Source organism: Pseudomonas sp. BC42 (assembly GCF_021560055.1).
Taxonomy (GTDB): Bacteria; Pseudomonadota; Gammaproteobacteria; order Pseudomonadales; family Pseudomonadaceae; genus Aquipseudomonas.
This window is the reverse complement of record NZ_CP091067.1, coordinates 6,100,594-6,123,932: the sequence shown is the minus strand read 5'-3', so window position 1 is coordinate 6,123,932 and position 23,339 is coordinate 6,100,594. Positions and strand designations below refer to the sequence as shown.

At 64.1% G+C, this 23,339-nt stretch carries 18 protein-coding genes; 5 read left to right on the top strand and 13 right to left on the bottom strand.

Features of this window, described 5'->3' with window-relative positions:
* Window positions 1-7: 7 nt before the first annotated feature.
* The 12 genes from L1O02_RS27700 to gcbA form a co-directional block, all read right to left on the bottom strand.
* Window positions 8-2,794 carry a hybrid sensor histidine kinase/response regulator gene (locus L1O02_RS27700; protein WP_060837338.1) on the bottom strand — a complete coding sequence of 929 codons (2,787 nt, stop codon included), beginning with the start codon at window positions 2,792-2,794 and terminating at the stop codon, window positions 8-10.
* Window positions 2,795-2,893: 99 nt separating this feature from the next.
* Window positions 2,894-4,183, bottom strand: coding sequence for a phosphoribosylamine--glycine ligase (gene purD, locus L1O02_RS27695; RefSeq protein ID WP_060837339.1), 1,290 nt, complete (start codon window positions 4,181-4,183; stop codon window positions 2,894-2,896).
* A gap of 170 nt (window positions 4,184-4,353) precedes the next feature.
* Window positions 4,354-5,961 (bottom strand): bifunctional phosphoribosylaminoimidazolecarboxamide formyltransferase/IMP cyclohydrolase, encoded by a 1,608-nt coding sequence (purH, locus tag L1O02_RS27690; RefSeq protein ID WP_235759074.1) that lies wholly within the window; start codon window positions 5,959-5,961, stop codon window positions 4,354-4,356.
* 82 nt (window positions 5,962-6,043) lie between these two features.
* Window positions 6,044-6,364, bottom strand: a complete 321-nt coding sequence (gene fis / locus L1O02_RS27685) for a DNA-binding transcriptional regulator Fis (protein WP_003186237.1) — start codon at window positions 6,362-6,364, stop codon at window positions 6,044-6,046.
* Window positions 6,361-7,374 (bottom strand): tRNA dihydrouridine synthase DusB, encoded by a 1,014-nt coding sequence (gene dusB, locus L1O02_RS27680; protein ID WP_016968220.1) that lies wholly within the window; start codon window positions 7,372-7,374, stop codon window positions 6,361-6,363. The genes fis and dusB overlap by 4 nt, the downstream gene beginning before the upstream one ends.
* A gap of 196 nt (window positions 7,375-7,570) precedes the next feature.
* A complete protein-coding gene (locus tag L1O02_RS27675; protein ID WP_129406331.1) occupies window positions 7,571-8,875 on the bottom strand; it encodes a DUF3426 domain-containing protein in 1,305 nt (434 codons plus the stop codon).
* Between the two features lie 30 nt (window positions 8,876-8,905).
* A complete protein-coding gene (gene prmA, locus L1O02_RS27670; protein ID WP_060837342.1) occupies window positions 8,906-9,784 on the bottom strand; it encodes a 50S ribosomal protein L11 methyltransferase in 879 nt (292 codons plus the stop codon).
* A gap of 232 nt (window positions 9,785-10,016) precedes the next feature.
* Window positions 10,017-11,378 (bottom strand): acetyl-CoA carboxylase biotin carboxylase subunit, encoded by a 1,362-nt coding sequence (gene accC, locus L1O02_RS27665; protein ID WP_060837343.1) that lies wholly within the window; start codon window positions 11,376-11,378, stop codon window positions 10,017-10,019.
* Window positions 11,379-11,395: 17 nt separating this feature from the next.
* A complete protein-coding gene (gene accB / locus L1O02_RS27660; protein WP_060837344.1) occupies window positions 11,396-11,857 on the bottom strand; it encodes an acetyl-CoA carboxylase biotin carboxyl carrier protein in 462 nt (153 codons plus the stop codon).
* 48 nt (window positions 11,858-11,905) lie between these two features.
* Window positions 11,906-12,358 carry a type II 3-dehydroquinate dehydratase gene (aroQ, locus tag L1O02_RS27655; protein ID WP_060837345.1) on the bottom strand — a complete coding sequence of 151 codons (453 nt, stop codon included), beginning with the start codon at window positions 12,356-12,358 and terminating at the stop codon, window positions 11,906-11,908.
* 312 nt (window positions 12,359-12,670) lie between these two features.
* Window positions 12,671-14,632: a methyl-accepting chemotaxis protein gene (locus L1O02_RS27650; protein ID WP_060842373.1), complete on the bottom strand. Its 1,962-nt coding sequence runs from the start codon at window positions 14,630-14,632 to the stop codon at window positions 12,671-12,673.
* 53 nt (window positions 14,633-14,685) lie between these two features.
* On the bottom strand, window positions 14,686-16,356 hold the full coding sequence (gene gcbA, locus L1O02_RS27645) for a diguanylate cyclase GcbA (RefSeq protein ID WP_060837347.1): 1,671 nt from the start codon (window positions 16,354-16,356) through the stop codon (window positions 14,686-14,688).
* Window positions 16,357-16,644: 288 nt separating this feature from the next.
* Here gcbA and L1O02_RS27640 point away from each other — a divergent pair, with 288 nt between their 5' ends.
* The 5 genes from L1O02_RS27640 (at window position 16,645) to L1O02_RS27620 (ending at window position 21,950) form a co-directional block, all read left to right on the top strand.
* Window positions 16,645-17,712: a DUF2333 family protein gene (locus L1O02_RS27640; RefSeq protein WP_060842374.1), complete on the top strand. Its 1,068-nt coding sequence runs from the start codon at window positions 16,645-16,647 to the stop codon at window positions 17,710-17,712.
* Between the two features lie 3 nt (window positions 17,713-17,715).
* Window positions 17,716-18,252 (top strand): NUDIX hydrolase, encoded by a 537-nt coding sequence (locus L1O02_RS27635; RefSeq protein ID WP_060837349.1) that lies wholly within the window; start codon window positions 17,716-17,718, stop codon window positions 18,250-18,252.
* Between the two features lie 198 nt (window positions 18,253-18,450).
* Window positions 18,451-18,822: a translation initiation factor Sui1 gene (locus tag L1O02_RS27630; protein ID WP_015634001.1), complete on the top strand. Its 372-nt coding sequence runs from the start codon at window positions 18,451-18,453 to the stop codon at window positions 18,820-18,822.
* A 223-nt stretch (window positions 18,823-19,045) separates the two neighbouring features.
* A complete protein-coding gene (speA, locus tag L1O02_RS27625; protein ID WP_060837350.1) occupies window positions 19,046-20,959 on the top strand; it encodes an arginine decarboxylase in 1,914 nt (637 codons plus the stop codon).
* Window positions 20,960-21,074: 115 nt separating this feature from the next.
* Window positions 21,075-21,950 carry an alpha/beta hydrolase gene (locus L1O02_RS27620; protein WP_235759072.1) on the top strand — a complete coding sequence of 292 codons (876 nt, stop codon included), beginning with the start codon at window positions 21,075-21,077 and terminating at the stop codon, window positions 21,948-21,950.
* Here L1O02_RS27620 and L1O02_RS27615 read toward each other — a convergent pair.
* A complete protein-coding gene (locus L1O02_RS27615; protein ID WP_060837352.1) occupies window positions 21,944-23,290 on the bottom strand; it encodes an MATE family efflux transporter in 1,347 nt (448 codons plus the stop codon). The genes L1O02_RS27620 and L1O02_RS27615 overlap by 7 nt on opposite strands.
* Between the last annotated feature and the right edge of the window lie 49 nt (window positions 23,291-23,339).

Genomic DNA, 23,339 nt, shown 5'->3' with positions numbered 1-23,339 from the left:
TGTCGGCTCAACTGGTGTGGGCGGCGCTACGTTCGCGCAGATCGCGCTGGGTGACCCAGTGTTCCACCAGCTCGCGCAGTTGCGAGAGCTCTACCGGCTTGGCCATGTGCCCGTCCATGCCGGCCTGGCGCGCGCGCTCCTTGTGCTCGGCGAGGATGTGCGCGGTCAGCGCCACCACCGGGGTGCGCACCCGCTGGTTGCCCACTTCCCAGGCACGCAGTTGCTGAGTGGCGGAGAAGCCATCGAGCACCGGCATCTCGCAGTCCATCAGCACCAGGTCGTAGCGCTTGGCTTTCATCGCCTGCAGCGCTTCCTCGCCGTTGCTGGCGGTGTCGGGCTGCAGGTTGAGTTTGCCCAGCATGCCGCGGATGACCTTGGTGGAGATGCTGTTGTCCTCGGCCACCAGGATGCTGAAGTCGCTGGGAACCGTGACCGGCTCAGGCCCCGGAGCCGGGGCCAGGGGCATGTTGTAGGGGGCGGCAGGGGCCTTGTCGCGCTGATTGAGTTCGTCGGCCAGGGTGGTCTTGAGGGTGTAGCCGGCCACCGGCTTGGCGAGGATGCGCTTGATCCCGGCATTGCGTGCAATCACCTTGCTCGGTGCGTTGCTGATGCCGGTGAGCATGATCAGCAGGATGTCGTGGTTCAGGCTCGGGTCTTCCTTGATCTTGGCTGCCAGTTGCATGCCGGTCATGCCGGGCATGTTCTGGTCCAGCAGCACCACATCGAAGTAGTCCCGCAGGTGCGCCTTGGTCCGCAGCAGGGCCAGGGCCTCCTTGCCCGAAGGCACGGCGCTGACGTTCAGGCCCCAGGCGCTGCATTGCTGCACCAGCACCTTGCGGCAGGTGTCGTTGTCGTCCACCACCAGTACCCGCGCGCCCTGCAGGGGGCCGTCGAGGTCGGCGGTCGGGTGCTCCAGGCGCTCGGCGTCTAGGGGCAGGGTCAGCCACAGGGTGCTGCCCTGGTTGGTGCCGCTCTTGATGCCGAACTCGCCGTGCATCAGCAGGATCAGCTGGCGGGCGATCACCAGGCCCAGGTTGCCCCCCAGGCGGGTGGTGGCGAGGAAGTTCTTGCTGTGCAGTTCGGTGTGCAGCAGGGCCTCGCGCTCTTCGGCGTCCATGGGCTGGCCGCTGTCCTGCACGGCGATGCGCAGGCGCGGCTTGCTGCTGCGCTCGTCGATGGCGACGACGATCAGCACTTCGCCCTCGTCGGTCTTCTTCAGGGCATTTTCCAGCAGGCTCAGCAGCGCCTGGCGCAGGCGGGTCGGGTCACCGCTGATGACCCGCGGCACCTGGGGCTGGATAAAGCTGATCAGCTCGACGTTCTGCTGTTCGGCCTTGGCCCGGAAGATGCTCAGGCAGTCTTCGATCAGGGCGTTGAGGTCGAACTGCACGTCGTCCAGCTCGATCTGCCCGGACTCCAGCTTGGAGATGTCGAGGATCTCGTTGATCAGGGTCAGCAGCTCGTTGCCGGCGCTGTGGATGGTTTGCACGTAGTCGCGTTGCTTGACCGACAGCGGGGTGCCCAGCAGCAGCTCGGTCATGCCCAGCACGCCGTTCATCGGGGTGCGGATCTCGTGGCTGATCTTGGCCAGGAACTCGGCCTTGGCATTGACCTCGGCGGTGCTGGCGGCCAGATCGCGGCTGACGCTGAAGCGGTTCTCGGTGATGTCGCGCTGGCGTTCGCCCAGGGCGACGCTCATCAGCAGGCCGGCGACGCAGACCACGCTGAGCAGGGTAACGATCAGCCCTTGCGGGGCCACCAGGGTCAGGCCCAGCAGGGCCGGGAGAATCACCAGGGTGCCGAGGTTGAAGATCACCATGGCGGTGACGAACAGCCGGGCCGGGCGATAGCCCTTGTGCCAGTGATAGCCGCCGACGAACAGCATGCTCAGGCCGGCCAGGGCCACCAGGCCGTAGGTGATGATGTTCAGCGGCAGGGTGTTGACGAACAGCAGCAACAGGCCGAACAGGCTGATCAGCAGGATATTGCCCAGCAGCAAGCGGTTCAGCGGGTGCGGGCCCAGCGGGGCGAAGAAGCGGTAGGCGAACATCATCCCGCAGGGCGCGGTCAGCAGCAGCGCCAGGTAGGCGCCCGGGGTCTGCAAGGCTTGCCAGTCCGGCAGCCACGGGCCGAACAGGTTCAGCAGCATCAGCAGGCTGAGGGTCAACAGCCCCTCGCAGGCCGCCAGCCACAGGCTGCTGCGTGAACGGGTGTAGGCGAAGCGGGTGAGGTTATGCAGGATCAGCATCGCCAGGCAGCCGAACAACAGGCCGTAGATCAGGGTCTGGCTCTGGTCGGCGGCGCTCATCACCGCCGATTGCAGGGTGATGTAAGGGCGCAGTTCGTGTTCGGACACCAGCCGCAGGTAGACCTCCAGCGGCTTGGCGCTTTGCGGCAGCGGCAGCATGAAGTCGCTGCTGGGCAGGGGCTTTTCCGTTTGTGGCTGGCTGGAGCCGGTGTTCACTTGCTCGATCAGCTTGTCGCCGTCGAGCACGTAGAGATTCAGGTGGGACAGGTCGGGGGCGAAGATCCGCAGGAGCTGTTCGTGGGGCCCGGGTTGCAGCTTGAAGCGCAGCCACAGCGCGCCATCGGGTTCGGCGGCGGTCAGCTTGTCCAGCTCGATGGGGCTGAACTGGTTGGTGTAGCGCGGGGAGCGGATGTCACTGAGCTGCAGATCGGCCTGTTCGTCGAGCAAAACCGCCCAGCCACTGCCTTGAGCGGCCAGAGCCGGATTCAAGCAGAGCAGGGTCAGCAATGTGACGGTGAAGCCTAGGGCAATCCTGAGCCAGCGCACGGCGAAATCCCTTCATTGGTTGATGCCTGATTATAACTATGCGCGGCGTAATGACCGCACGGCAAGGGCACCGGGCCCTTGCCGGGGACAGGGGCAGCTTTACTCCTGACCGCGCTCACGGGCAATGGCTCGGTAGCCGATGTCCTTGCGGTAGAAGCAGCCTTGCCAGTCGATCTTGGCCGCCAGGCGGTAGGCTTGCTGCTGGGCCGCGTCGACGCTGTCGCCCATGGCGGTGGCGCAGAGTACCCGGCCGCCGGAGGTCACGATCTGACCGTCCTTGAGCGCGGTGCCAGCGTGGAACACCTTGCCTTCCAGGGCCGCCGCCGCGTCCAGGCCGGTGATGACCGCGCCCTTGGCGTAGTCAGCAGGATAGCCGCCGGCTGCCAGGACGATGCCCAGGCTCGGGCGTGGGTCCCACTGCGCTTCGACCTTGTCCAGGGCCTGGGCCAGGGCGGCTTCGACCAACAGCACCAGGCTCGACTGCAGGCGCAGCATCACCGGCTGGGTTTCCGGATCGCCGAAGCGGCAGTTGAATTCGATGACTTTCGGGTTGCCGGCCTTGTCGATCATCAGGCCTGCATAGAGGAAGCCGGTGTAGACATTGCCTTCCTCGGCCATGCCGCGCACGGTGGGCCAGATCACCTGATCCATGACCCGCTGGTGCACTTCGGCGGTGACCACCGGTGCTGGCGAGTAGGCGCCCATGCCACCGGTATTGGGGCCAGTGTCGCCGTCGCCGACGCGCTTGTGGTCCTGGCTGGTGGCCATCGGCAGCACGTTCTTGCCGTCGACCATGACGATGAAGCTGGCTTCCTCGCCATCGAGGAACTCTTCGATGACCACGCGGGAACCGGCTTCGCCGAAGGCATTGCCGGCCAGCATGTCGCGCACGGCTTCCTCGGCTTCGGCCAGGGTCATGGCGACGATCACGCCCTTGCCGGCGGCCAGGCCGTCGGCCTTGATCACGATCGGGGCGCCCTTTTCCTTCAGGTAGGCCAGGGCCGGCTCGATTTCGGTGAAGTTCTGGTAGTCGGCGGTCGGGATCTTGTGGCGCGCGAGGAAATCCTTGGTGAAGGCTTTCGAGCCTTCTAGCTGCGCGGCACCGGCAGTCGGACCGAAGCAGTCCAGGCCGCGGGAGCGGAACAGGTCGACCACGCCAGCCACCAGCGGCACTTCCGGACCGACGATGGTCAGGGACACATTCTTCTCGGCGAAATCGGCCAGTTGCTCCAGGGCCAGGACGTCGATGGCGACGTTCTCGCACTTGGCTTCGATGGCGGTGCCGGCGTTGCCGGGGGCGACGAATACTTTTTCGACCCGTGGGTCCTGAGCGACTTTCCAGGCCAGGGCGTGTTCGCGACCGCCGCTACCAATGATCAAAATGTTCAAGTCAGACTCCTTCGGAGGAAGCTACAAGCCGCAAGCTGCAAGTGAAGAGCAATTCTTATCGCCCTGCCGTGCTGCGTGCGGCTCTGAAAAGGGAAGGCTGCAAGGATCAGGCAAGCGCAACTGCGCTTGGCCCTGGCTTGTCGCTTGCAGCTTGATGCTTGTGGCTGCTGTTAGTGACGGAAGTGGCGCATGCCGGTGAAGACCATGGCAATGCCGGCCTCGTCGGCCGCGGCAATCACTTCTGCATCACGCATCGAGCCGCCGGGCTGGATCACCGCGGTGATGCCGACCTTGGCCGCGTTGTCGATACCGTCACGGAACGGGAAGAAGGCATCGGAAGCCATCACGGCGCCCTGGACCTGCAGACCGGCGTGTTCGGCTTTGATCGCGGCGATTCGCGCCGAGTTCACGCGGCTCATCTGACCGGCGCCGACGCCGATGGTCTGGCGGTTCTTGGCGTAGACGATGGCGTTGGACTTGACGAACTTGGCCACTTTCCAGGCGAAGATCAGGTCGTGGATCTCTTGCTCGGTCGGGGCGCGTTTGGTGACGACTTTCAGGTCATCGGCACCGATCATGCCGATATCGCGGCTCTGCACCAGCAGGCCACCGTTGACGCGCTTGTAATCCCAGGCAGGAACCCGGTCGGCCGACCACTGGCCGCAGGCCAGCAGGCGCACGTTGGCCTTGGCGGCGACGATGGCGCGGGCTTCCTCGCTGACGCTCGGGGCGATGATCACTTCGACGAACTGCCGCTCGACGATGGCCTTGGCGGTGTCGGCGTCCAGTTCGCGGTTGAAGGCGATGATGCCGCCGAAGGCCGATTCGGTGTCGGTGGCGTAGGCCAGTTCATAGGCCTGGCGGATGCCGCCTTCAGCATCCGGGCTGACCGCCACGCCGCACGGGTTGGCGTGCTTGACGATGACGCAGGCCGGCTTGACGAAGCTCTTCACGCATTCCAGCGCGGCGTCGGTGTCGGCTACGTTGTTGTAGGACAGCTCCTTGCCTTGCAGCTGGGTGGCGGTGGCGATGCCGACTTCGGCGGGCTTGGCTTCCACGTAGAACGCCGCGCTCTGGTGCGGGTTCTCGCCGTAGCGCATTTCCTGGGCCTTGATGAACTGGCTGTTGAAGGTCCGCGGGAATTCGCTGCGGCCGGATGTCGAGAGGGTGTCGGCGGCCTGGTTCACGGTGCCCATGTAGTTGGCGATCATGCCGTCGTAGGCGGCGGTGTGTTCGAAGGCCTTGAGCATCAGGTCGAAGCGCTGGGCGTAGGTCAGGCCACCGGCCTTGAGGCTTTCCAGGACACCGGCGTAGTCGCTGGCGTTGACCACGATGGCCACGTCCTTATGGTTCTTGGCCGCCGAGCGGACCATGGTCGGGCCGCCGATGTCGATGTTCTCGATGGCGGTCGGCAGGTCGCAGCCGGGCTTGGAGATGGTGGCTTCGAAAGGGTAGAGGTTGACCGCCACCAGATCGATGGGCTTGATCCCGTGCTCGTTCATGATGGCGTCGTCGATACCGCGACGACCGAGGATACCGCCGTGGATTTTCGGGTGCAGGGTCTTGACCCGGCCATCCATCATTTCCGCGAAACCGGTGTAATCCGCCACTTCCACTGCGGACACGCCGTTGTCCTGCAGCAGCTTGAAGGTCCCGCCGGTGGAGAGGATCTCCACGCCGAGGGCTTCCAGTTCCTTGGCGAATTCAAGGATCCCGGTCTTGTCGGAAACACTGATCAAGGCGCGGCGGATCGGCAGGCGGGTAGTCTGGTCGGTCATCTCAATTTCCATCAAAAGCAAAGGAGTCAGCAAAAAAGGCGACCGTTTTTTACGCGGGCGCCTTTCTGGTTTGATTGAATGCTTACAACAAATCGTACTGCTTGAGTTTCTTGCGCAGGGTGCCGCGGTTCAGGCCCAGGAGTTCGCTGGCCTTGGTCTGATTGCCCTTGACGTAGTTCATCACGCTTTCGAGCAACGGAGCCTCGACTTCGGAGAGCACCAGGTTGTACACGTCCGTGACGGCAGCGCCCTCAAGGTGGGCGAAATAATTGTGCAGCGCCTTCTCGACACTCCCGCGAAGGGTCTGGCCTTCTTCGCTGGGGGTATTGAGGTGCTGTTTCAAATTCACGTTGTCGCTCACGGGTGTTGTTCCACTCACTAAAGTCTCGGTCATCATCGTCATGCGGCCACCCCTTCTCCGTCCCCTGTTTCCAGGCTCTTGTAACGTCCGGCAAAGAACTCACGAACGTTGGCGCATTGTGCTTCCGTATCTTCCAAACGATTGAAGTGGGCGCGGAACTCCCTGGCGCCCGGCAGGGTTGCGAGATACCAGCCCACATGCTTGCGTGCGATGCGTACGCCCATGACCTCTCCATAGAAGGCATGCAGCGCGGCCAGGTGCTCTAGCAGAATACGTTCCACTTCGAACAGCTCCGGTGCCGGAAGGGTCTCACCGGTGCGCAGGAAGTGCTCGATTTCACGAAAAATCCATGGCCGCCCCTGGGCGGCCCGGCCAATCAACAGCCCGTCGGCGCCGGTGGCATGCAAGACCTGCCGGGCTTTTTCGGGTGAGTCGATATCGCCGTTGGCAAAGACCGGAATCGACACCGCCTGCTTGATCGCGGCAATGGTGTCGTACTCGGCTTCACCGGTGTACAGGTCGGCCCGGGTCCGGCCATGGACCGCCAGCGCCGTGATGCCTGCCTGTTCGGCGATCTTCGCCACCGTCAGGCCGTTCTTGTTCTGCCGGTCCCAGCCGGTGCGGATCTTCAGGGTGACCGGTACATCCACCGCGGCCACCACCGCCTGGAGAATCTCGTTGACCAGGGCTTCGTCTTTCAGCAACGCGGAGCCGGCGGCCTTGTTGCAGACCTTCTTCGCCGGACAACCCATGTTGATATCAATAATCTGTGCGCCCAACTCGACGTTGGCGCGGGCGGCATCCGCCAGCATCTGTGCATCGCCACCGGCAATCTGCACCGAGCGTGGCTCGGGATCGCCTTCGTGGATCATGCGCAACCGCGATTTGCGGCTGTTCCACAAGCTCATGTCGCTGGTGACCATTTCCGAGACTACAAGGCCCGCGCCCAACTGCTTGCAAAGCTGACGAAAGGGCTGGTCGGTGACCCCCGCCATCGGGGCGAGAATCAAGCCGTTGTGCAATGTATATGGGCCGATGCGTACCGCCGACATAGGACTTCCCTGTTGTGGGGCCGGATCATGAGAGTTCGAAAAAGGGTTGGCATGATACCCGCTCTCGATGACCGGATAAAGGCTGAATTGGATAAAATCTGAACAGTTATTCCGTTATCGCTCTGGGATCAATCTGAGCGACGCAGTCATAAATCTGTCTTCAATTCGGAGTTGTTCGCCAGCTCGTTCAGCCGATTCACTCGGGCGAGTGGAAACTGAGACTGTAGTTCACGGCTTTCGGTCCGGGGTCAAGAATGTCCAGGGCGATGTGAATCGGCGTCTGCGGCGGCATTTCCGCCACATCCTGCATCTCACCGCCCAGGTACTCCCCGGGTTTGAAGCTGCGGCTGGCGATCAGGTGGCCGTTGAGGTCGGCGAAGCGCAGTTCCAGCAGCGGGAAGGGTTGGGAGAAGGGCGCACGGTTGTAGATGATGGCGTCCACCACCAGGGCCCCGCTGAATTCCGGGTGGCTGCGCACCACCAGGTTGCTGCTCTTGATCCGGGCGATATCCACCCGGGATGGCACCGTGCAGCCGAACTCCGGGCACAGTTGCTGGAACCAGGGGCGGTACTGGTCCTGGCGCGCCAGTTCGTCGAAATGGTAGGCGATGTACTGACCTGCCAGGCCGCCGGCGGCCAGCAGGATCAACAGCAGCCAGAGCAGGCGCCGGCCCCAGGGCGAGCGGCGTTTCTGCCAGTCGAGGTGGATCGGATCATCCACCAGGTCCAGCAAGACGTCTTCCGGCACGGCGGGTTCGCTGCGTTCGCGGCGTTTCTTGCCGTGGGGGATGTCCGCTTCATTGTCCGCTTCGGGGCTGTCTGCCGAGATCCGGGCGTCGAACGGTTCCAGGTCGTCATCCAGGCGCAGCTTGGGGGCTTTGGGTTCGTCTTCCAGGTCCGCCAGGTTGAAGGACAGCGACGGTTCGGTACGGCTCTGCCGGGGCGGCTCGGGGGCGGGTTCGTCCGCCTGGGCCTTGAGAGCGACAGGTTGCGGCTCGTCGTGTTCAGCGGCGCTGCCAAACAGGCCGTCGGGCCAGTGGGCGTCATCGGCGTCCTGCGGGTCGCGGCGGGCGCTGAGGCTGCCTTCCTTGTGTTCCCGTTCCTGGCCAAAGGCCTTGGCCGGCTGGATCTCTCGCTGTTCGAGCTTGGCCAGCTCCTCGTCGAGGTCCAGGTGATCCAGGTCCATTTCGGCAGCCGACCATTGTTTCTGGCTGATGGCGCGTTGCACGGGGGGCGCCGCTGGCGTGGGGCTGGCGGCAGGCTCGGCTGGCGGCTCGACGGGAGGCGCTGCCGCAGGCGCGGGGGCGGGCGCCGGTTTCGCCACTGGCCTGGACGCTGCGCTTTCCTTGGCGGCGCGCTGCTCCAGCAACTGCCGCGCGGCGTTGAACACCTGCAGGCAGGAGCCACAGCGCACCACTCCACGGGCCACGCTCAGTTGAGCGTGGCTGACACGGAACCTGGTTTGGCAATGTGGGCATTGGGTGACGAAACTGTCGGTCATGCGGCCATCCGGATTATGCAGGCGGCCATTCTAGCGCCGACGGCCGGTGATGCGCACCCAGCCATCGAGGGTGGCAATCGGATCCAGATCGAAGTCCTGGGCATAGGCCGCAGCGACTTCTTCGCCTTGCTCGGCGAGGATGCCGGAGAGCGCCAGGCGTCCGCCGGACTTGACCAGGCCCGACAGCTGCGGAGCCAGGGCCACCAGAGGGCCGGCCAGGATGTTGGCCACCAGCACATCGGCCTCTACCTGCGGCAGTTGCTCGGGCAGGTAGAGCGGGAACAGTTCGTCGGCAATCCCGTTGCGTCCGGCGTTGTCGCGGGAGGCTTCCAGGGCCTGGATGTCTATGTCGGTGCCGACCGCGTGGCGGGCGCCCAGCAGCAGGGCGGCGATGGCCAGGATTCCCGAACCACAGCCGAAGTCCAGCACGTTGCAGTCCTTGAGGTCCTGGCTGTCCAGCCATTGCAGGCACAGGGCGGTGGTCGGGTGGGTGCCGGTGCCGAACGCCAGGCCCGGGTCCAGCAGCAGGTTGACCGCATCCGGCTCCGGCGCGGCGTGCCAGCTGGGAACAATCCACAGGCGCTGGCCGAAGCGCATCGGCTGGAAGTTGTCCATCCAGCTGCGTTCCCAGTCCTGGTCTTCGATGACTTCGCTGTGGTGTTCGGGCAGCGGAGCGCCGGTCAGCAGTTCCAGGTGGGCGAGCACGCTGGCGGCCTCGGTGCCGCCCTCGAACAGGGCCAGCAGGTGGGTGTGGGACCACAGCGGGGTGGTGTTCAGTTCGGGTTCGAAGATCGGCTGATCCTCGGCGTCCATGAAGGTGACCGAAACGGCACCGACTTCAAGAAAAGCGTCTTCATAGGTTTCGGCTTGTTCTGGGCTGATGGCGAGACGGACTTGCAGCCAAGGCATGGCGGGCACCTTTGAAAATATGTGAAGTGCAGCCTAGCGGGCCGCGAGAAGCGCGCAAGTTTACGCGAGACGCCCGGTGGGAGCGAGGGGGGAAGCCGAGTGCGTGGTCGCGATGGCGGTTGATCGGGGGATAGCCGCTGCGTGGTTCGCGAGCAAGCTCGCTCCTGCGGGGCGCAGGGGCGGATACGACAAGGCCGCTCGAAAGCGGCCTTGTCGGTGTGGCGGGTGCCGATCAGTGTTGCTCGGCCAGCTTGTGCTCGAGGTAGTGAATGTTCACGCCCCCTTTGCAGAAGCCTTCGTCACGGGTCAGATCGCGGTGCAGCGGGATGTTGGTCTTGATCCCGTCGACGACGATTTCGTCCAGCGCATTGCGCATGCGCGCCATGGCTTCGTCACGGCTGCTGCCGTAAGTGATCAGCTTGCCGATCAACGAATCGTAGTTCGGTGGAACCGCGTAACCGCTGTACAGGTGCGAGTCGACGCGCACGCCGTTGCCGCCCGGGGCATGGAAATGCTTGACCGTGCCTGGGCTTGGCATGAAGGTTTTCGGGTCTTCGGCGTTGATCCGGCATTCCAGCGCGTGACCGCGGATGACCACGTCATCCTGGGTGAACGACAGCTTGTTGCCGGCGGCGATGCTGAGCATCTCCTTGACGATGTCGATGCCGGTGACCATTTCCGATACCGGGTGCTCTACCTGCACGCGAGTGTTCATCTCGATGAAGTAGAAGCGGCCGTTCTCGTACAGGAACTCGAACGTACCGGCACCGCGATAGCCGATGTCGATACAGGCCTTGACGCAGCGGGCAAAGACTTCCTGGCGCGCAGTCTCGTCGATGTCCGGTGCCGGCGCTTCTTCGAGGACCTTCTGGTGACGGCGCTGCAGCGAGCAGTCGCGATCGCCCAGATGGACGGCATTGCCCTGGCCATCGGACAGCACCTGAACTTCCACGTGACGTGGGTTGGTCAGGAACTTTTCCAGGTAGACCATCGGGTTGCCAAACGCCGCACCGGCTTCGGAACGGGTCAGCTTCGCCGAGGCGATCAGGTCTTCTTCCTTGTGCACCACGCGCATGCCGCGACCACCGCCGCCGCCGGCGGCCTTGATGATCACCGGGTAGCCGACTTCACGGCCAATGCGCAATGCGGTTTCCTCGTCTTCCGGCAGCGGGCCGTCGGAACCTGGAACCGTAGGCACTCCGGCAGCGATCATCGCGTGCTTGGCGGAAACCTTGTCGCCCATCAGGCGGATGGTTTCAGCTTTCGGGCCGATGAAGGCGAAGCCGGAGTTTTCCACCTGTTCGGCGAAGTCGGCGTTTTCCGCCAGGAAGCCGTAGCCAGGGTGGATCGCCGTAGCGCCAGTGACTTCAGCGGCCGCGATGATGGCCGGGATGTGCAGGTAGGACTGCGCGGCTTGCGCAGGCCCGATGCAAACGGATTCGTCCGCCAGGCCCAGGTGCATCAGCTCCTTGTCGGCCTTGGAGTAGACGGCGACGGTCTTGATCCCCATTTCCTTGCAGGCACGCAGGATCCGCAGGGCGATTTCGCCGCGGTTGGCGATCAGGACTTTTTCCAACTTCGCAGGCTTCAACATCAAAGACTCTCCGCGGTTCAAACGATGGTGAACAGCGGTTGGTCGTACTCAACCGGCTGGCCGTCTTCGACAAGAATGGATTCGATCACACCGCTGGTTTCAGCTTCGATGTGGTTCATCATCTTCATCGCTTCGACGATGCACAGGGTGTCGCCTTTCTTCACGCTCTGGCCGACTTCAACGAAGGCTGGCGAGGTTGGTGAAGACTTGCGGTAGAAAGTACCGACCATTGGCGAACGGGCCACGGTGCCGTTCAGCGCAGGTGCGGCCGGGGCAGCAGGAGCAGCGGCGGCCGGGGCGGCAGCAGCGGCAGGTGCAGCAGCAGGAGCGGCCACCGGTGCGGGGGCGTAGTACTGCTGGGCTGGAGTCTTGCTGTGACGGCTGATGCGTACGGACTCTTCGCCTTCCTTGATCTCCAACTCGTCGATGCCGGACTCTTCCAGCAGCTCGATCAGTTTCTTAACTTTACGGATATCCATGAATCATCAACTCCCAAGGGTCGGTCAGGGGCGTTTATTGCCTGTCGTTCAAGCACTTGCCTGTCGTTCAAGCTGTTCTAGGGCGGCCTCCAGGGCCAGTCGGTAACCGCTGGCGCCAAGGCCGCAGATCACTCCCACCGCAACATCGGAGAAGTAGGAGTGATGGCGGAAAGGTTCGCGTTTGTGCACGTTGGACAAATGCACTTCGATGAATGGGATGCTCACCGCCAGCAGCGCGTCACGTAATGCGACGCTTGTATGCGTAAAAGCTGCTGGATTGATCAAAATGAAGTCCACGCCTTCATCGCGGGCGGCATGGATGCGCTCGATCAATTCGTACTCGGCATTGCTCTGCAAATACTGCAGATGGTGCCCGGCATCACGGGCCCGCTGCTCCAGATCCTGGTTGATCTGGGCCAGTGTGGTTGCTCCGTAGACCCCCGGTTCACGGGTGCCGAGCAGGTTCAGGTTGGGGCCGTGAAGCACCAGTAGGGTGGCCATCGGTCGTTCCTTGTTGTCGGGGGCTGTTGTCAGAACCCGGCGACTATGCCGGAAAGACTTTATGACTGTCCAGTTCTCGGCAATAGCCAGCACGATGACCGATGTTTGCGCAAAATATGTGACCGAGTGATTAAATCCGGTCATTTGCCCGCAAGAAGGGAGCACTACAGTGCCTGGCGTCGATTTCGCCGATGTTGGGCTGATAAGGGGCGCTGGCCGCTGCGAGCTTGCGCCATGAGCCGCAGTGCCCCCAGCACAGACGGCCGGCAGGAACCGGGCCGGTTGGCAGCGACGCCGAGCGGGGAAACCGGCTCAGACGCGGAAGGCCTGCACCGCGGTGTGCAGTTGACCGCCCAGGTCCAGCAGGTTCTCGCCCTGGGCCCGGCCTTCGCCGATGCGCAGCAGGTTGTCGCCGCCCAGTTGATGGATGCGTTCGCTGTGGTCGCGGATCTCGCTGACCGCGCCGCTTTGCTGGGCTGTGACATCGGCGATGCGCACGGCCGTGTCGGCGATGGTCTGGATCGCCCCGACGATTTCATCCAGCGCGCCGTCGGCGGCCTGGGCCTGACTGGCGGTGGCTTCGGCATGCTCCACCTGGGCACGCATGCCTTGCACCGATTGCTGCGCGGCGCTTTGCAGGCCGGCGATCAGGGTCTGGATCTCAGCCGTGGCCCCGGCAGTGCGCTGGGCCAGGGAGCGCACCTCTTCGGCCACCACGGCGAAACCGCGGCCCATCTCTCCGGCGCGGGCGGCTTCGATGGCGGCGTTGAGGGCCAGCAGGTTGGTCTGTTCGGCGATGGAGCGGATCACCGTCAGCACGCCGCCGATGGTCGCCGATTCCTGGGCCAGATGCTCGATCATCTGCGCGTTGCCCTGGACTTCCCCTACAAGGGCATGCAGACCGGTGAGGCTCAGGCCTATGACTTTCTGTCCCTGTTGCACCGCGAGGCCGGCGCTGCGGCTGGCATCGGCGGCCTGGCTGGCATCGCCGGCGACCTGTTGGATGGTGGCTTCCAGCTCGCCCAGGGCATCGCGGATCTGCGCGGTATCACCGGCCTGGCGCTCGGCCCCGCTGTGCAGGCCGCTGCTGAGGTCGGCCAGGGCGCGGCTGCTGCCGGCCACTTGCTCGGCGTTCTGGCGGATGGTGCCCACCAGGTCCACCAGGTAGGCGCGCAGACGGTTCAGGGACTCTTCGATGGCGTGCAGTTCGCGGTTGGTCTTGCCCAGCTGGATCGGTCGGCTGAAGTCGCCTTCGGCCCAGGTCGACAGGGCCGGGGCCAGGTTGGTCAGGACCCGGGCCAGCTTGCGCTGCAAGGTGTCGATGACCAGGGCGATCAGCAGGATCAGGCCGATCATCAGCCCCTGCATCAGCCGTACTTCGCCCTGGATCTGCCCGTGCTGGGCCCGCACCGCCGGTTCCAGCTCGGCAATGGCCTGGCGCACGGCGGTGATTTTCAGCAGGGTGGCGGCGCTCAGGTCGGCGCGTTTCTGGATCTGCTCGCGGGTGCGCTCAAGTTCCGCCGGGTAGCGGTTGAGCAGGCTGTTGAGCTCGCGCTTGAGGCTGATCCCGGCGTCTTCGGCGGCGGCTTTCTGGGTGTTTTCCAGGCCCATCATGGCGGCGAAATCATCGGTGCCGGATTCACTGCTGGCCGCCACGCCTAATAAAGGCAGGGCTTCAAGCCGATCGGCCTGGGCACGAATGCTGTTGAGTTCGCGTTCGACATCGGCGGCCAGTTCGCTGCGACCGCTGCTCACCAGCTTGTCGCGGGCCAGGGACAGTTTGCCCAGGTGCTGTGAGGCGGTGAGCAACAACGGCAGGTACTGGGCCGCGTCCGGGTTCTTGGTCCCGCTGGCGTACTGGCTGAGCTGCTCCAGGTTGGCCCCCAGTTCGCGCTCGGCCTGCAACAGCAGCGCCTGGGGATCGCCGGCCAGCTTGCCCGCGGCCAGCAGGTCGCTCTTGCTGAAGGTGTCGAGGCTGGCCAGGCTTGGGCGCAGGCTCTGCGCCAGCGGCGCTGGCAGTTCGCCCAGCTCGCCCTGCAGGGCTTCCAGGGCCTGGGTCGCGCCGCTCAGGCGCAGGGCATCGCCGCTGGCCAGATAGTCTTCGATATTGCGCGCCACTTGATTCTGAAACTGCTGGGACAGACCCAGGTAACGCTCCATCAATAGATAGGGGCGTTCCAGGGCCCGTTGCGACCACCACAGCGTTGCCCCCAGCGCGAGGCAAACGGCAACGAGCAACAGGGTATTGAGATTGGTCAGCAGCTTCAGGCGCATCGGGGCTCTACCAACGGCGAAAATGGTAAGCGCCTGAATTTATTGCGTTTGTATTACAAGGTTATGACCGAATCAGTGGATTCGGATGAAAAGGTGGCACTTTGACTTGATTGCCGCGCGGCCTGTACCCGGTTGCGGCCGCCGTGCTTGGCGCGGTACAGCGCTTCGTCGGCCTGGCTGGCCATCATCAGGCTGTCGGAGTCTTCCTGCATCTCCACCACCCCGGCGCTGAAGGTGCACCACAGGTCCTGGGGCTGGGCCGGGTAGTGGATCTCGGCGAAGCGCTGGCGGATTTCGTCGAGCACCTTGCAGGCGGCTTCCTGATCGGTGTCGGGCATGACGATGGCGAACTCCTCGCCGCCGTAGCGGCCGATGAAGTCGGTCTTGCGCAGGCGTTGCTTGAGAAACAGCGCCAGGCTCTTGATCACCCGGTCGCCCATGGGGTGGCCGTGGCTGTCGTTGACCCGCTTGAAGTGGTCGATATCGAGCATGGCAAAGCTCAGCGGCTTGTTCTCGCGGCGGGCGCGGAAGCTGCAGTCTTCCAGCAATTGCAGGATATGGGTGTGGTTGTACAGGCCGGTGAGGCTGTCGCGGACCATCCGCGCCTTGAGGTTGCGCGCCCGGGCCGCGCGGTTGCGCACGGTGGTGATCAGGTGCCGCGGCTTGATCGGCTTGGTCAGGAAGTCGTCGCCGCCTTCGCTCATGGCGTCCAACTGCTTGTCCAGGTCGTCCTCGGCGGACAGGTAGATGATCGGCACGCTGACGTAGCGGTCGTTGTGGCGGATCACCTTGGCCAGCTCGGTGCCGGTGCAGGCCGGCATGTACATGTCGAGGATGATCAGGTCCGGCTGGAAGTCCGCCAGCTCGGCCATGGCCTGGATCGGCTCGATCAGGGTGCGGGTGACGATCCCGGCGCTGTTGAGCAGGCGCTCGGTGTGCAGCGCCTGGGCCCGGGAGTCATCGATGATCAGCACTTTATAGGGTTCGTACTGGGCGACGCAGGTCAGGACCTCGATCTTTTCCAGCAGGCTGGAGGCTTCCAGGGTGCCGGTGAGGAACTCCTGGCCTCCGGCGCGCACGGCGGCGAGGCGGGTCGGGGTATCGGTTTCATGCAGGCTGAAGAACAGCAGCGGTAGTTTCTGCTCCAGGCCGACCTGGGCCTCGGCGGCCAGGGTCAGGCCCATGCCGGGGCCGCAAAAGTCGACATCGATGACGATGGCGGCCGGCAGGCGTTCGACCATGGACGAGCGAAAGGCCGCAATGCTGTCCAGGGACTGGGCGCTGAGGCCGAAGAACTCCAGCTGCTTGGCCAGGCGTTCGGCGCGGTCGTGGTCCTGCAGCATCACGTAGATCGGCTTGCGCAAAGGCGGCAGGAAGGTCTGTTCCAGCTGGTCGCCGTGACGCAGGCCGGTGCGCGACAGGCGTTGCATCAGGCGGTTGAGATCGGTGATCAGGGTGCTGCTCAGGCGGCCGCGATTGGCATCCACCGCCTCAAGGGACTGACTGATGCTGCGGGCCAGCTGAGTGTGTTCGGGTTGTTCGAAGCGTTCGGCGAAGCGCAGCAGGCGCAGGTTGGCCTCGCACAGTTCGGACATGTCGTTGGTGGACCATTCGCTGCGTTGCAGACGCTGCCATATCTCAAGAATCTGACGTGCCTGATGAATTACCCGCTGGGCAAAGTGGTGCTTGAGGCGCTCACGGCTGGGGTCTTCTGGCTCGGTCATATCCTGACTACTAGTTAGGGTGCATGCTGAGATCGACTGGTGGCTCTATGCTAGCACCACTTTTGCGTCCCATGAGTGTCGTGCGTCAATAATGTGTGAAGCGATGTTATTCAGTTCCTGACCGACTGGTCGCATAGGCTCGGGACTGTGCTTCATTTATAGTGATCGCCTGATTCGCAATCATTGCGCGGCGCGCATTTGCCGGAAGATTTATCCCGTCAAGGCAAGGCACGATGGAGTAGGGTTGTGGTCGAACCGATGAACCCAAGTGATTGAAAGGACATAGCCATGCTGGATTGGAAGAATCGCGCAGGCAGCGCGCCGGATCGTGCTGCCGAACCCAAGTCGGCGACACGCAGCTATTTTGGTGGCCTGCTGTTCAGTCGCGCCCTGGCCACCTTGCTGGGCCTGTACCTGTTGGTGACCGGTGGCCTGGGTTGGTACTGGAGCCAGGAGCCGGCGCTGTTTCCGGTCCAGCAGAATGCCCAGATTGCCGCCGAGAAGGCCGGCCGGCAGATGGTGGTGGGTTACACCACCGTGGAAACCCTCAAGACCGTCGCCGGCACCTTGCTCGACAAACCGGGTGGCTATATCTCCAACGACCGTTTTCCACCGGGCCTGTGGATGGACAACATGCCGAGCTGGGAATACGGCGTGCTGGTCCAGGTTCGCGACCTGACCCGTGCCCTGCGCAAGGACTTCGCCCGCTCCCAGTCCCAGTCCGCCGAGGATGCCGACCTGGCCAAGGCCGAGCCGCGCTTCAACTTCGACAACAAGAGCTGGGTGCTGCCTTCCAGCGAGTCGGAATATCAGGACGGCATCAACTCCCTGAGCCGCTATCAGGCGCGCCTGTCCGATCCGAACCAGAAGACCGCACAGTTCTATGCCCGTGCCGACAACCTCAACAACTGGCTGGGTGATGTGGGCACGCGCCTGGGCTCGCTGTCCCAGCGGCTGTCGGCCAGTGTTGGCCGAGTCAAGCTCAACACCGCCCTGAAAACCGAAGTGGTCGCGCCCGGCCAGGTTCCTCAGGTCGATGAAGAGCTTGAGGAAACCCCATGGATGCAGATCGACAACGTGTTCTACGAAGCCCGTGGCCAGGCCTGGGCGCTGTCCCACCTGCTGCGCGCCATCGAAGTGGACTTTGCCGACGTGCTGGCGAAGAAGAACGCCACCGTCAGCGTGCGCCAGATCATCCGTGAACTGGAGGCCTCCCAGGAGCCGGTCTGGAGCCCGATGATCCTCAATGGCAGCGGCTTTGGCGTTCTGGCCAACCACTCCCTGGTCATGGCCAACTATATTTCCCGGGCCAACGCGGCGGTCATCGACTTGCGTCAATTGCTCAATCAAGGCTGATCCATGGTTGCGACCACCAATGAGGCGGCCCATCGCGCCGCCTCCGATGCTGAAGAGATTGCCTGGGTCGATGGCGAAGACCAGTTGCTGGGTGCCATGGTCCGCTCCGAGCTTCGCGAGCGTGGCCTGATCGGTCGTGGCACCTACATCATGCTGTTCAATTCCGCCGGTGAGCTGTGCGTGCACCGGCGCACCCTGAGCAAGGCCATCTACCCGGGCTACTGGGATGTCGCCGCCGGCGGCATGGTCCTGGCGACGGAAAGCTATGCCGAGTCCGCCGCTCGGGAGCTGGAAGAGGAGCTGGGAGTCAGCGGGGTCGAGTTGACCGCCCACGATCACTTTTTCTTCGAAGACACCGGCAACCGTCTCTGGTGTTCGGCCTTCTCCGCAGTCTGGGACGGTCCGCTGCGCCTGCAGCCGGAAGAAGTCCTCGAAGCGCGCTTCATTCCCCTGGACCAGGTGCTGCGGGAAATCCATGAAAAGCCCTATTGCCCGGACTCCCTGGCTGCCTTGCAACGCTATCTGGCGCGACGTCGTTAAAGTTGCATAAATTGACGCTGATTGGCTCTTAGCAACCGGGCTTTTTGCCGTTACACTGCGCGACTTTTCAAGCTGAACCGGCGGCGCTTGTTGCAAACGCGCCGGCTCAGTAGCGCTGCCCCTGCCTGAGTGGGGCTTCGCGGTCGATGGCACCGCCATGTGCTTCGACCAGTCTTTGTCCTCCCAAGAGGATTGCCGGTGGCCAAAAAAGCCGCATCCTTCGCCGCCCTTGGTGGCCTGGTGTTTTCCACCGACGCAGGTCGACATTGCCCGGACTGTAGCCAGCCGGTGGCCGCCTGTATCTGCAAACAAACCGTGATTCCGGCCGGCGACGGCATTGCTCGCGTGCGTCGCGAAAGCAAGGGCCGTGGCGGCAAGACGGTGACCACCATCACCGGCGTGCCCCTGGCCGAAGACGCCCTCAAGGAACTGGCGACCACCTTGAAGAAGCGCTGTGGCACCGGTGGCGCGCTGAAAGACGGCGTCATTGAAATCCAGGGCGACCATGTCGAGCTACTCTTGGCCGAACTGGTCAAGCACGGTTTCAAGGCGAAGAAGTCCGGCGGCTAGCAGCCTCTGTGAAAACCACCTCTGACTGGACCCTGTCTTGATTCGCTCAGGACGCTGGCGTCGTCTCCCATGGTTTTCACAGAGCCTGTTCATGAACGGTTTCTAAACTCAGCACGGCAGGCGCGGTCTATTGCGCTTGCAGGCTAATCGTCATTTTCATTCTTTAGACTGCGCCGACCCCGGATTGGGGCGGCGCTCTATGACTTCTTTATAGGGGACTTCGATGTCCGTACGACGCACACGTAAAGACGATGGCAGCCAATGGACAGTTGCGGACAGCCGCAGTGTTTACGGGATTCGCCATTGGGGGGCCGGGTATTTCGCGATCAATGACGCCGGTCGCGTCGAAGTTCGCCCGAACGGCCCGAGCAGTTTGCCCATCGATCTGTTCGAGCAGGTCGAGGAGCTGCGCAAGAGCGGTCTGTCCCTGCCGTTGCTGGTGCGTTTTCCGGACATTCTCCAGGATCGCGTGCGTCAGCTGACCGGCGCGTTCGACGCCAACATCGCGCGCCTGGAATACCAGAGCAAGTACACCGCGCTGTACCCGATCAAGGTCAACCAGCAGGAAGCGGTGATCGAGAACATCATCGCCACCCAGAACGTCTCCATCGGTCTGGAAGCCGGTTCCAAGCCTGAGCTGCTGGCGGTTCTGGCCCTGGCGCCCAAAGGCGGCACCATCGTCTGCAACGGCTACAAGGACCGCGAGTTCATCCGCCTGGCGCTGATGGGCCAGAAGCTCGGCCACAACGTGTTCATCGTCATCGAGAAAGAGTCCGAAGTGGGCCTGGTGATCGAGGAAGCTGCCTCGCTCAAGGTCAAGCCACAAGTGGGCCTGCGGGTGCGCCTGTCGTCCCTGGCGTCGAGCAAGTGGGCCGACACCGGCGGTGAAAAGTCCAAGTTCGGCCTGTCGGCGGCGCAGCTGCTGTCGGTGGTGGAGCGCTTCCGCGCCGCCGGCCTGGATCAGGGCATCCGCCTGCTGCACTTCCACATGGGTTCGCAGATCGCCAACCTGGCGGACTACCAGCACGGTTTCAAGGAAGCCATCCGCTACTACGGCGAGCTGCGCAACCTCGGCTTGCCGGTGGATCACATCGACGTCGGCGGCGGCCTGGGCGTGGACTACGACGGCACCCACTCGCGCAACGCCAGCTCGATCAACTACGACATGGACGACTACGCCGGCGTCGTGGTGGGCATGCTCAAGGAGTTCTGCGACGCGCAGAGCCTGCCACACCCGCACATCTTCTCCGAGAGCGGCCGTTCCCTGACCGCCCACCACGCCATGCTGGTGGTGCAGGTGACCGACGTCGAGAAGCACAACGACGACGTGCCGAAGATCGACAACAAGGAAGAGCTGCCGGAAACCGTGCAATGGCTGGTGGACCTGCTGGGTCCGACCGACATCGAGATGGTCACCGAAACCTACTGGCGCGCCACGCACTACATGAGCGACGTCGCCGCCCAGTACGCCGATGGCAAGCTGACCCTGGCCGAGAAAGCCTTGGCCGAGCAATGCTACTTCGCGGTCTGCCGGCGCCTGCACAACTCGCTGAAGGCCCGTCAGCGTTCCCACCGCCAGGTGCTGGACGAACTCAACGACAAGCTGGCGGACAAGTACATCTGCAACTTCTCGGTGTTCCAGAGCCTGCCGGACACCTGGGCCATCGGCCAGGTACTGCCGATCCTGCCGCTGCACCGTCTGGACGAAGAGCCGCTGCGTCGCGCGGTGCTGCAAGACCTGACCTGCGACTCCGACGGCAAGATCAAGCAGTACGTCGACGAGCAGAGCATCGAGACCAGCCTGCCGGTGCACGGCCTCAACGAGGGCGAGGACTACCTGCTGGGGATCTTCCTGGTGGGCGCCTACCAGGAAATCCTCGGCGACATGCACAACCTGTTCGGCGACACCGACTCGGTGAACATCTACCAGCGGCCCAATGGCAGCGTGTACCACGCCGGGATCGAGACCCACGACACCATCGAAGACATGCTGCGCTACGTGCACTTGTCGCCGGAGGAGTTGATGACTCACTACCGCGACAAAGTGGCCAGCGCCAAGATCAGCACCGCCGAGCGCACCCAGTTCCTCGACGCACTGCGCCTGGGCCTGACCCGTTCGTCCTACCTGTCGTCCTGACGCTCGGCGCAAGCCTTGAAAACCCACCGCATGCGGTGGGTTTTTTTTGTCCCCGGTGCAGCCATTGCAGCTAGCCTGAACACAGCCGTCCATGGTGGGCGATAGGGGGCAAGCGATGAGCGATACGACCCGCAGGACCTGGCGCTTGCTGTGCGGCACCCTGGTGCTCAGCCTGCTGGCGGCCTGTTCGCCGCTCAAGCTGCTCAACGCCCTGACCCCCGGCAGCACCTTCATCAAGACCCCGGACATCGCCTACGGCAGCGATCCACGGCAGAAGCTCGATGTCTATCAGCCGCGCGGGGCGGCTCCCGGGGCGCCGGTGGTGGTGTTCTTCTACGGTGGCAGTTGGAACAGCGGTTCGCGCAGCGACTACGACTTTGTCGGCGAGGCCCTGGCCTCCCGGGGCATGGTGGTGGTGCTGGCCGACTACCGGCTTTATCCACAGGTGCGTTACCCGGCCTTTCTGGAGGACGCGGCCCGCGCCGTGGCCTGGACTCATGAACACATCGGCGGCTATGGCGCCGATCCCCAGCGCCTGTTCCTGATGGGGCACAGCTCCGGGGCGTACAACGCCGCGATGCTGGCGCTGGACCGACGGTTGCTGGAAGAGGTCGGGCTGAGCCCGCAGATCATCAAGGGCTGGATCGGTCTGGCCGGGCCCTATGACTTCCTGCCCATTCGCAATCCCGAGGTGCGCCCGGTGTTTTTCTACCCCGACTCGCCGCCGGACTCGCAGCCGATCAACCACGTCAGCCAGGGCGCGCCGCCGGCGCTGTTGATCGCCTCCAACCAGGATTCCCTGGTCAACCCGCAGCGCAATACCGGTGGCCTGGCCAACAAGCTGCGCGCGGCAGGCGTGCCGGTGCAGGAGTTTTATTTCGCCCGCACCAATCACGCCACCCTGGTGGCCGCCCTGTCCCGCCCCTTGCGCGGGCTGGCCCCGGTGCTGGAACGGGTCAGCGGCTTTGTCCAAACGCCGCCGGCTCAGTGAGCCCCGGCGAACCAGCCGTCACGTCGCTCCAGCTGCCAGGCGAAGGCACCCAGGGTCAGGCTGCGCAGGAGCATGAACAGCAAGAAACTCAGCCACAGGCCATGGTTGCCCAGGCCTTGCAGGGCCCAGGCAAAAGGCAGCAGCAGGAGCACGGTGAGGAGCATGCCGTTGCGCATTTCCCGGGCCCGGGTAGCGCCGATGAACAAGCCATCGAGCAGGTAGCTCCAGACTGCGATCAAGGGCAGCACGGCGAGGTAGGGCAGGTAGGTGAAAGCGGTCTGGCGGACTTCGGCAATGTCGGTCTGCATCTCGATGAACAGGTGGCCACCGAGCAGGAACAGCGCGGCAAATCCCAGGCTGGCCAGCAGCGACCAGCCCCCGGCCACCACCAGTGAGCGACGCAGGGCCGGGCGATCATGGGCGCCAATGGCGTGGCCGCACAGGGCTTCCACCGCGTGGGCCAGGCCGTCCAGGGCATGGGCGGTGAGCAACAGGCCATTGAGCAGCAGGGCATTGGCCGCCACCGTGGCATCGCCGAGGCGCGCGCCCTGGACAGTGATCAGGAAAAACACCGATTGCAGGGCCAGGCTGCGGATGAAGATGTCGCGGTTCACCGCCAGCAGCGGGCGCCAGCTCTGCCAGCGGCGCAGGGCGGCCCAGGCGATCTGTCCCGGGTAGGCGCGCAGGGCCGGCCGGGTCATGGCCAGGCCGATCAGCGCGCCGGTCCATTCGGCGACCACCGAGGCCCGGGCCGAACCCACCACGCCCCAGTCCAGTCCGAGGACGAACCACAGGTTGAGGGCGATGTTCACCAGGTTGGTGCTCAGCAGGATGGTCAGCGGCGCCCGCGCATTCTGGGTGCCGAGGAACCAACCCACCAGGGCGAAGCTGGCCAGGGCCGCGGGCAGGCCGAGCAGGCGGGTGTGGAAAAATGCCCGGGTCATCTGGTCCAGGTCCGCCGAGGGCTGCATCAGGTGCAAGGCCGCGCCGCTCAGCGGCACGCCAATGGCTCCCAGCAGCAGCGCCAGGCCCAGGGCCAGCAGCAGGCCCTGGAGCAGGATCTGGCGCAGCGCCGCACCGTCGCCGCGTCCGGCGGCCTGGGCGGCGAAACCGGTGGCGCCCATGCGCAGGAAACCCATGGCCCAGGCGAGAAAGGTATAGAGGCTGGCGCCCACCGCCACCGCACCCAGTTGATGGGCGTGGGGCAGGTGGCCGATGACCGTGCTGTCCACCAGGGCCACCAGGGGCACGGAAATGTTCGACAGGATCATCGGCGCGGCCAGGGCCCAGACGCGACGATGGGTGGGGCGATGACGCCAATCGGTGATCAGGGGGGACATGCGGGCTCCTTGCGAGAGCCGGCATTGTAGCCCCGGCGCCGTGATGCGC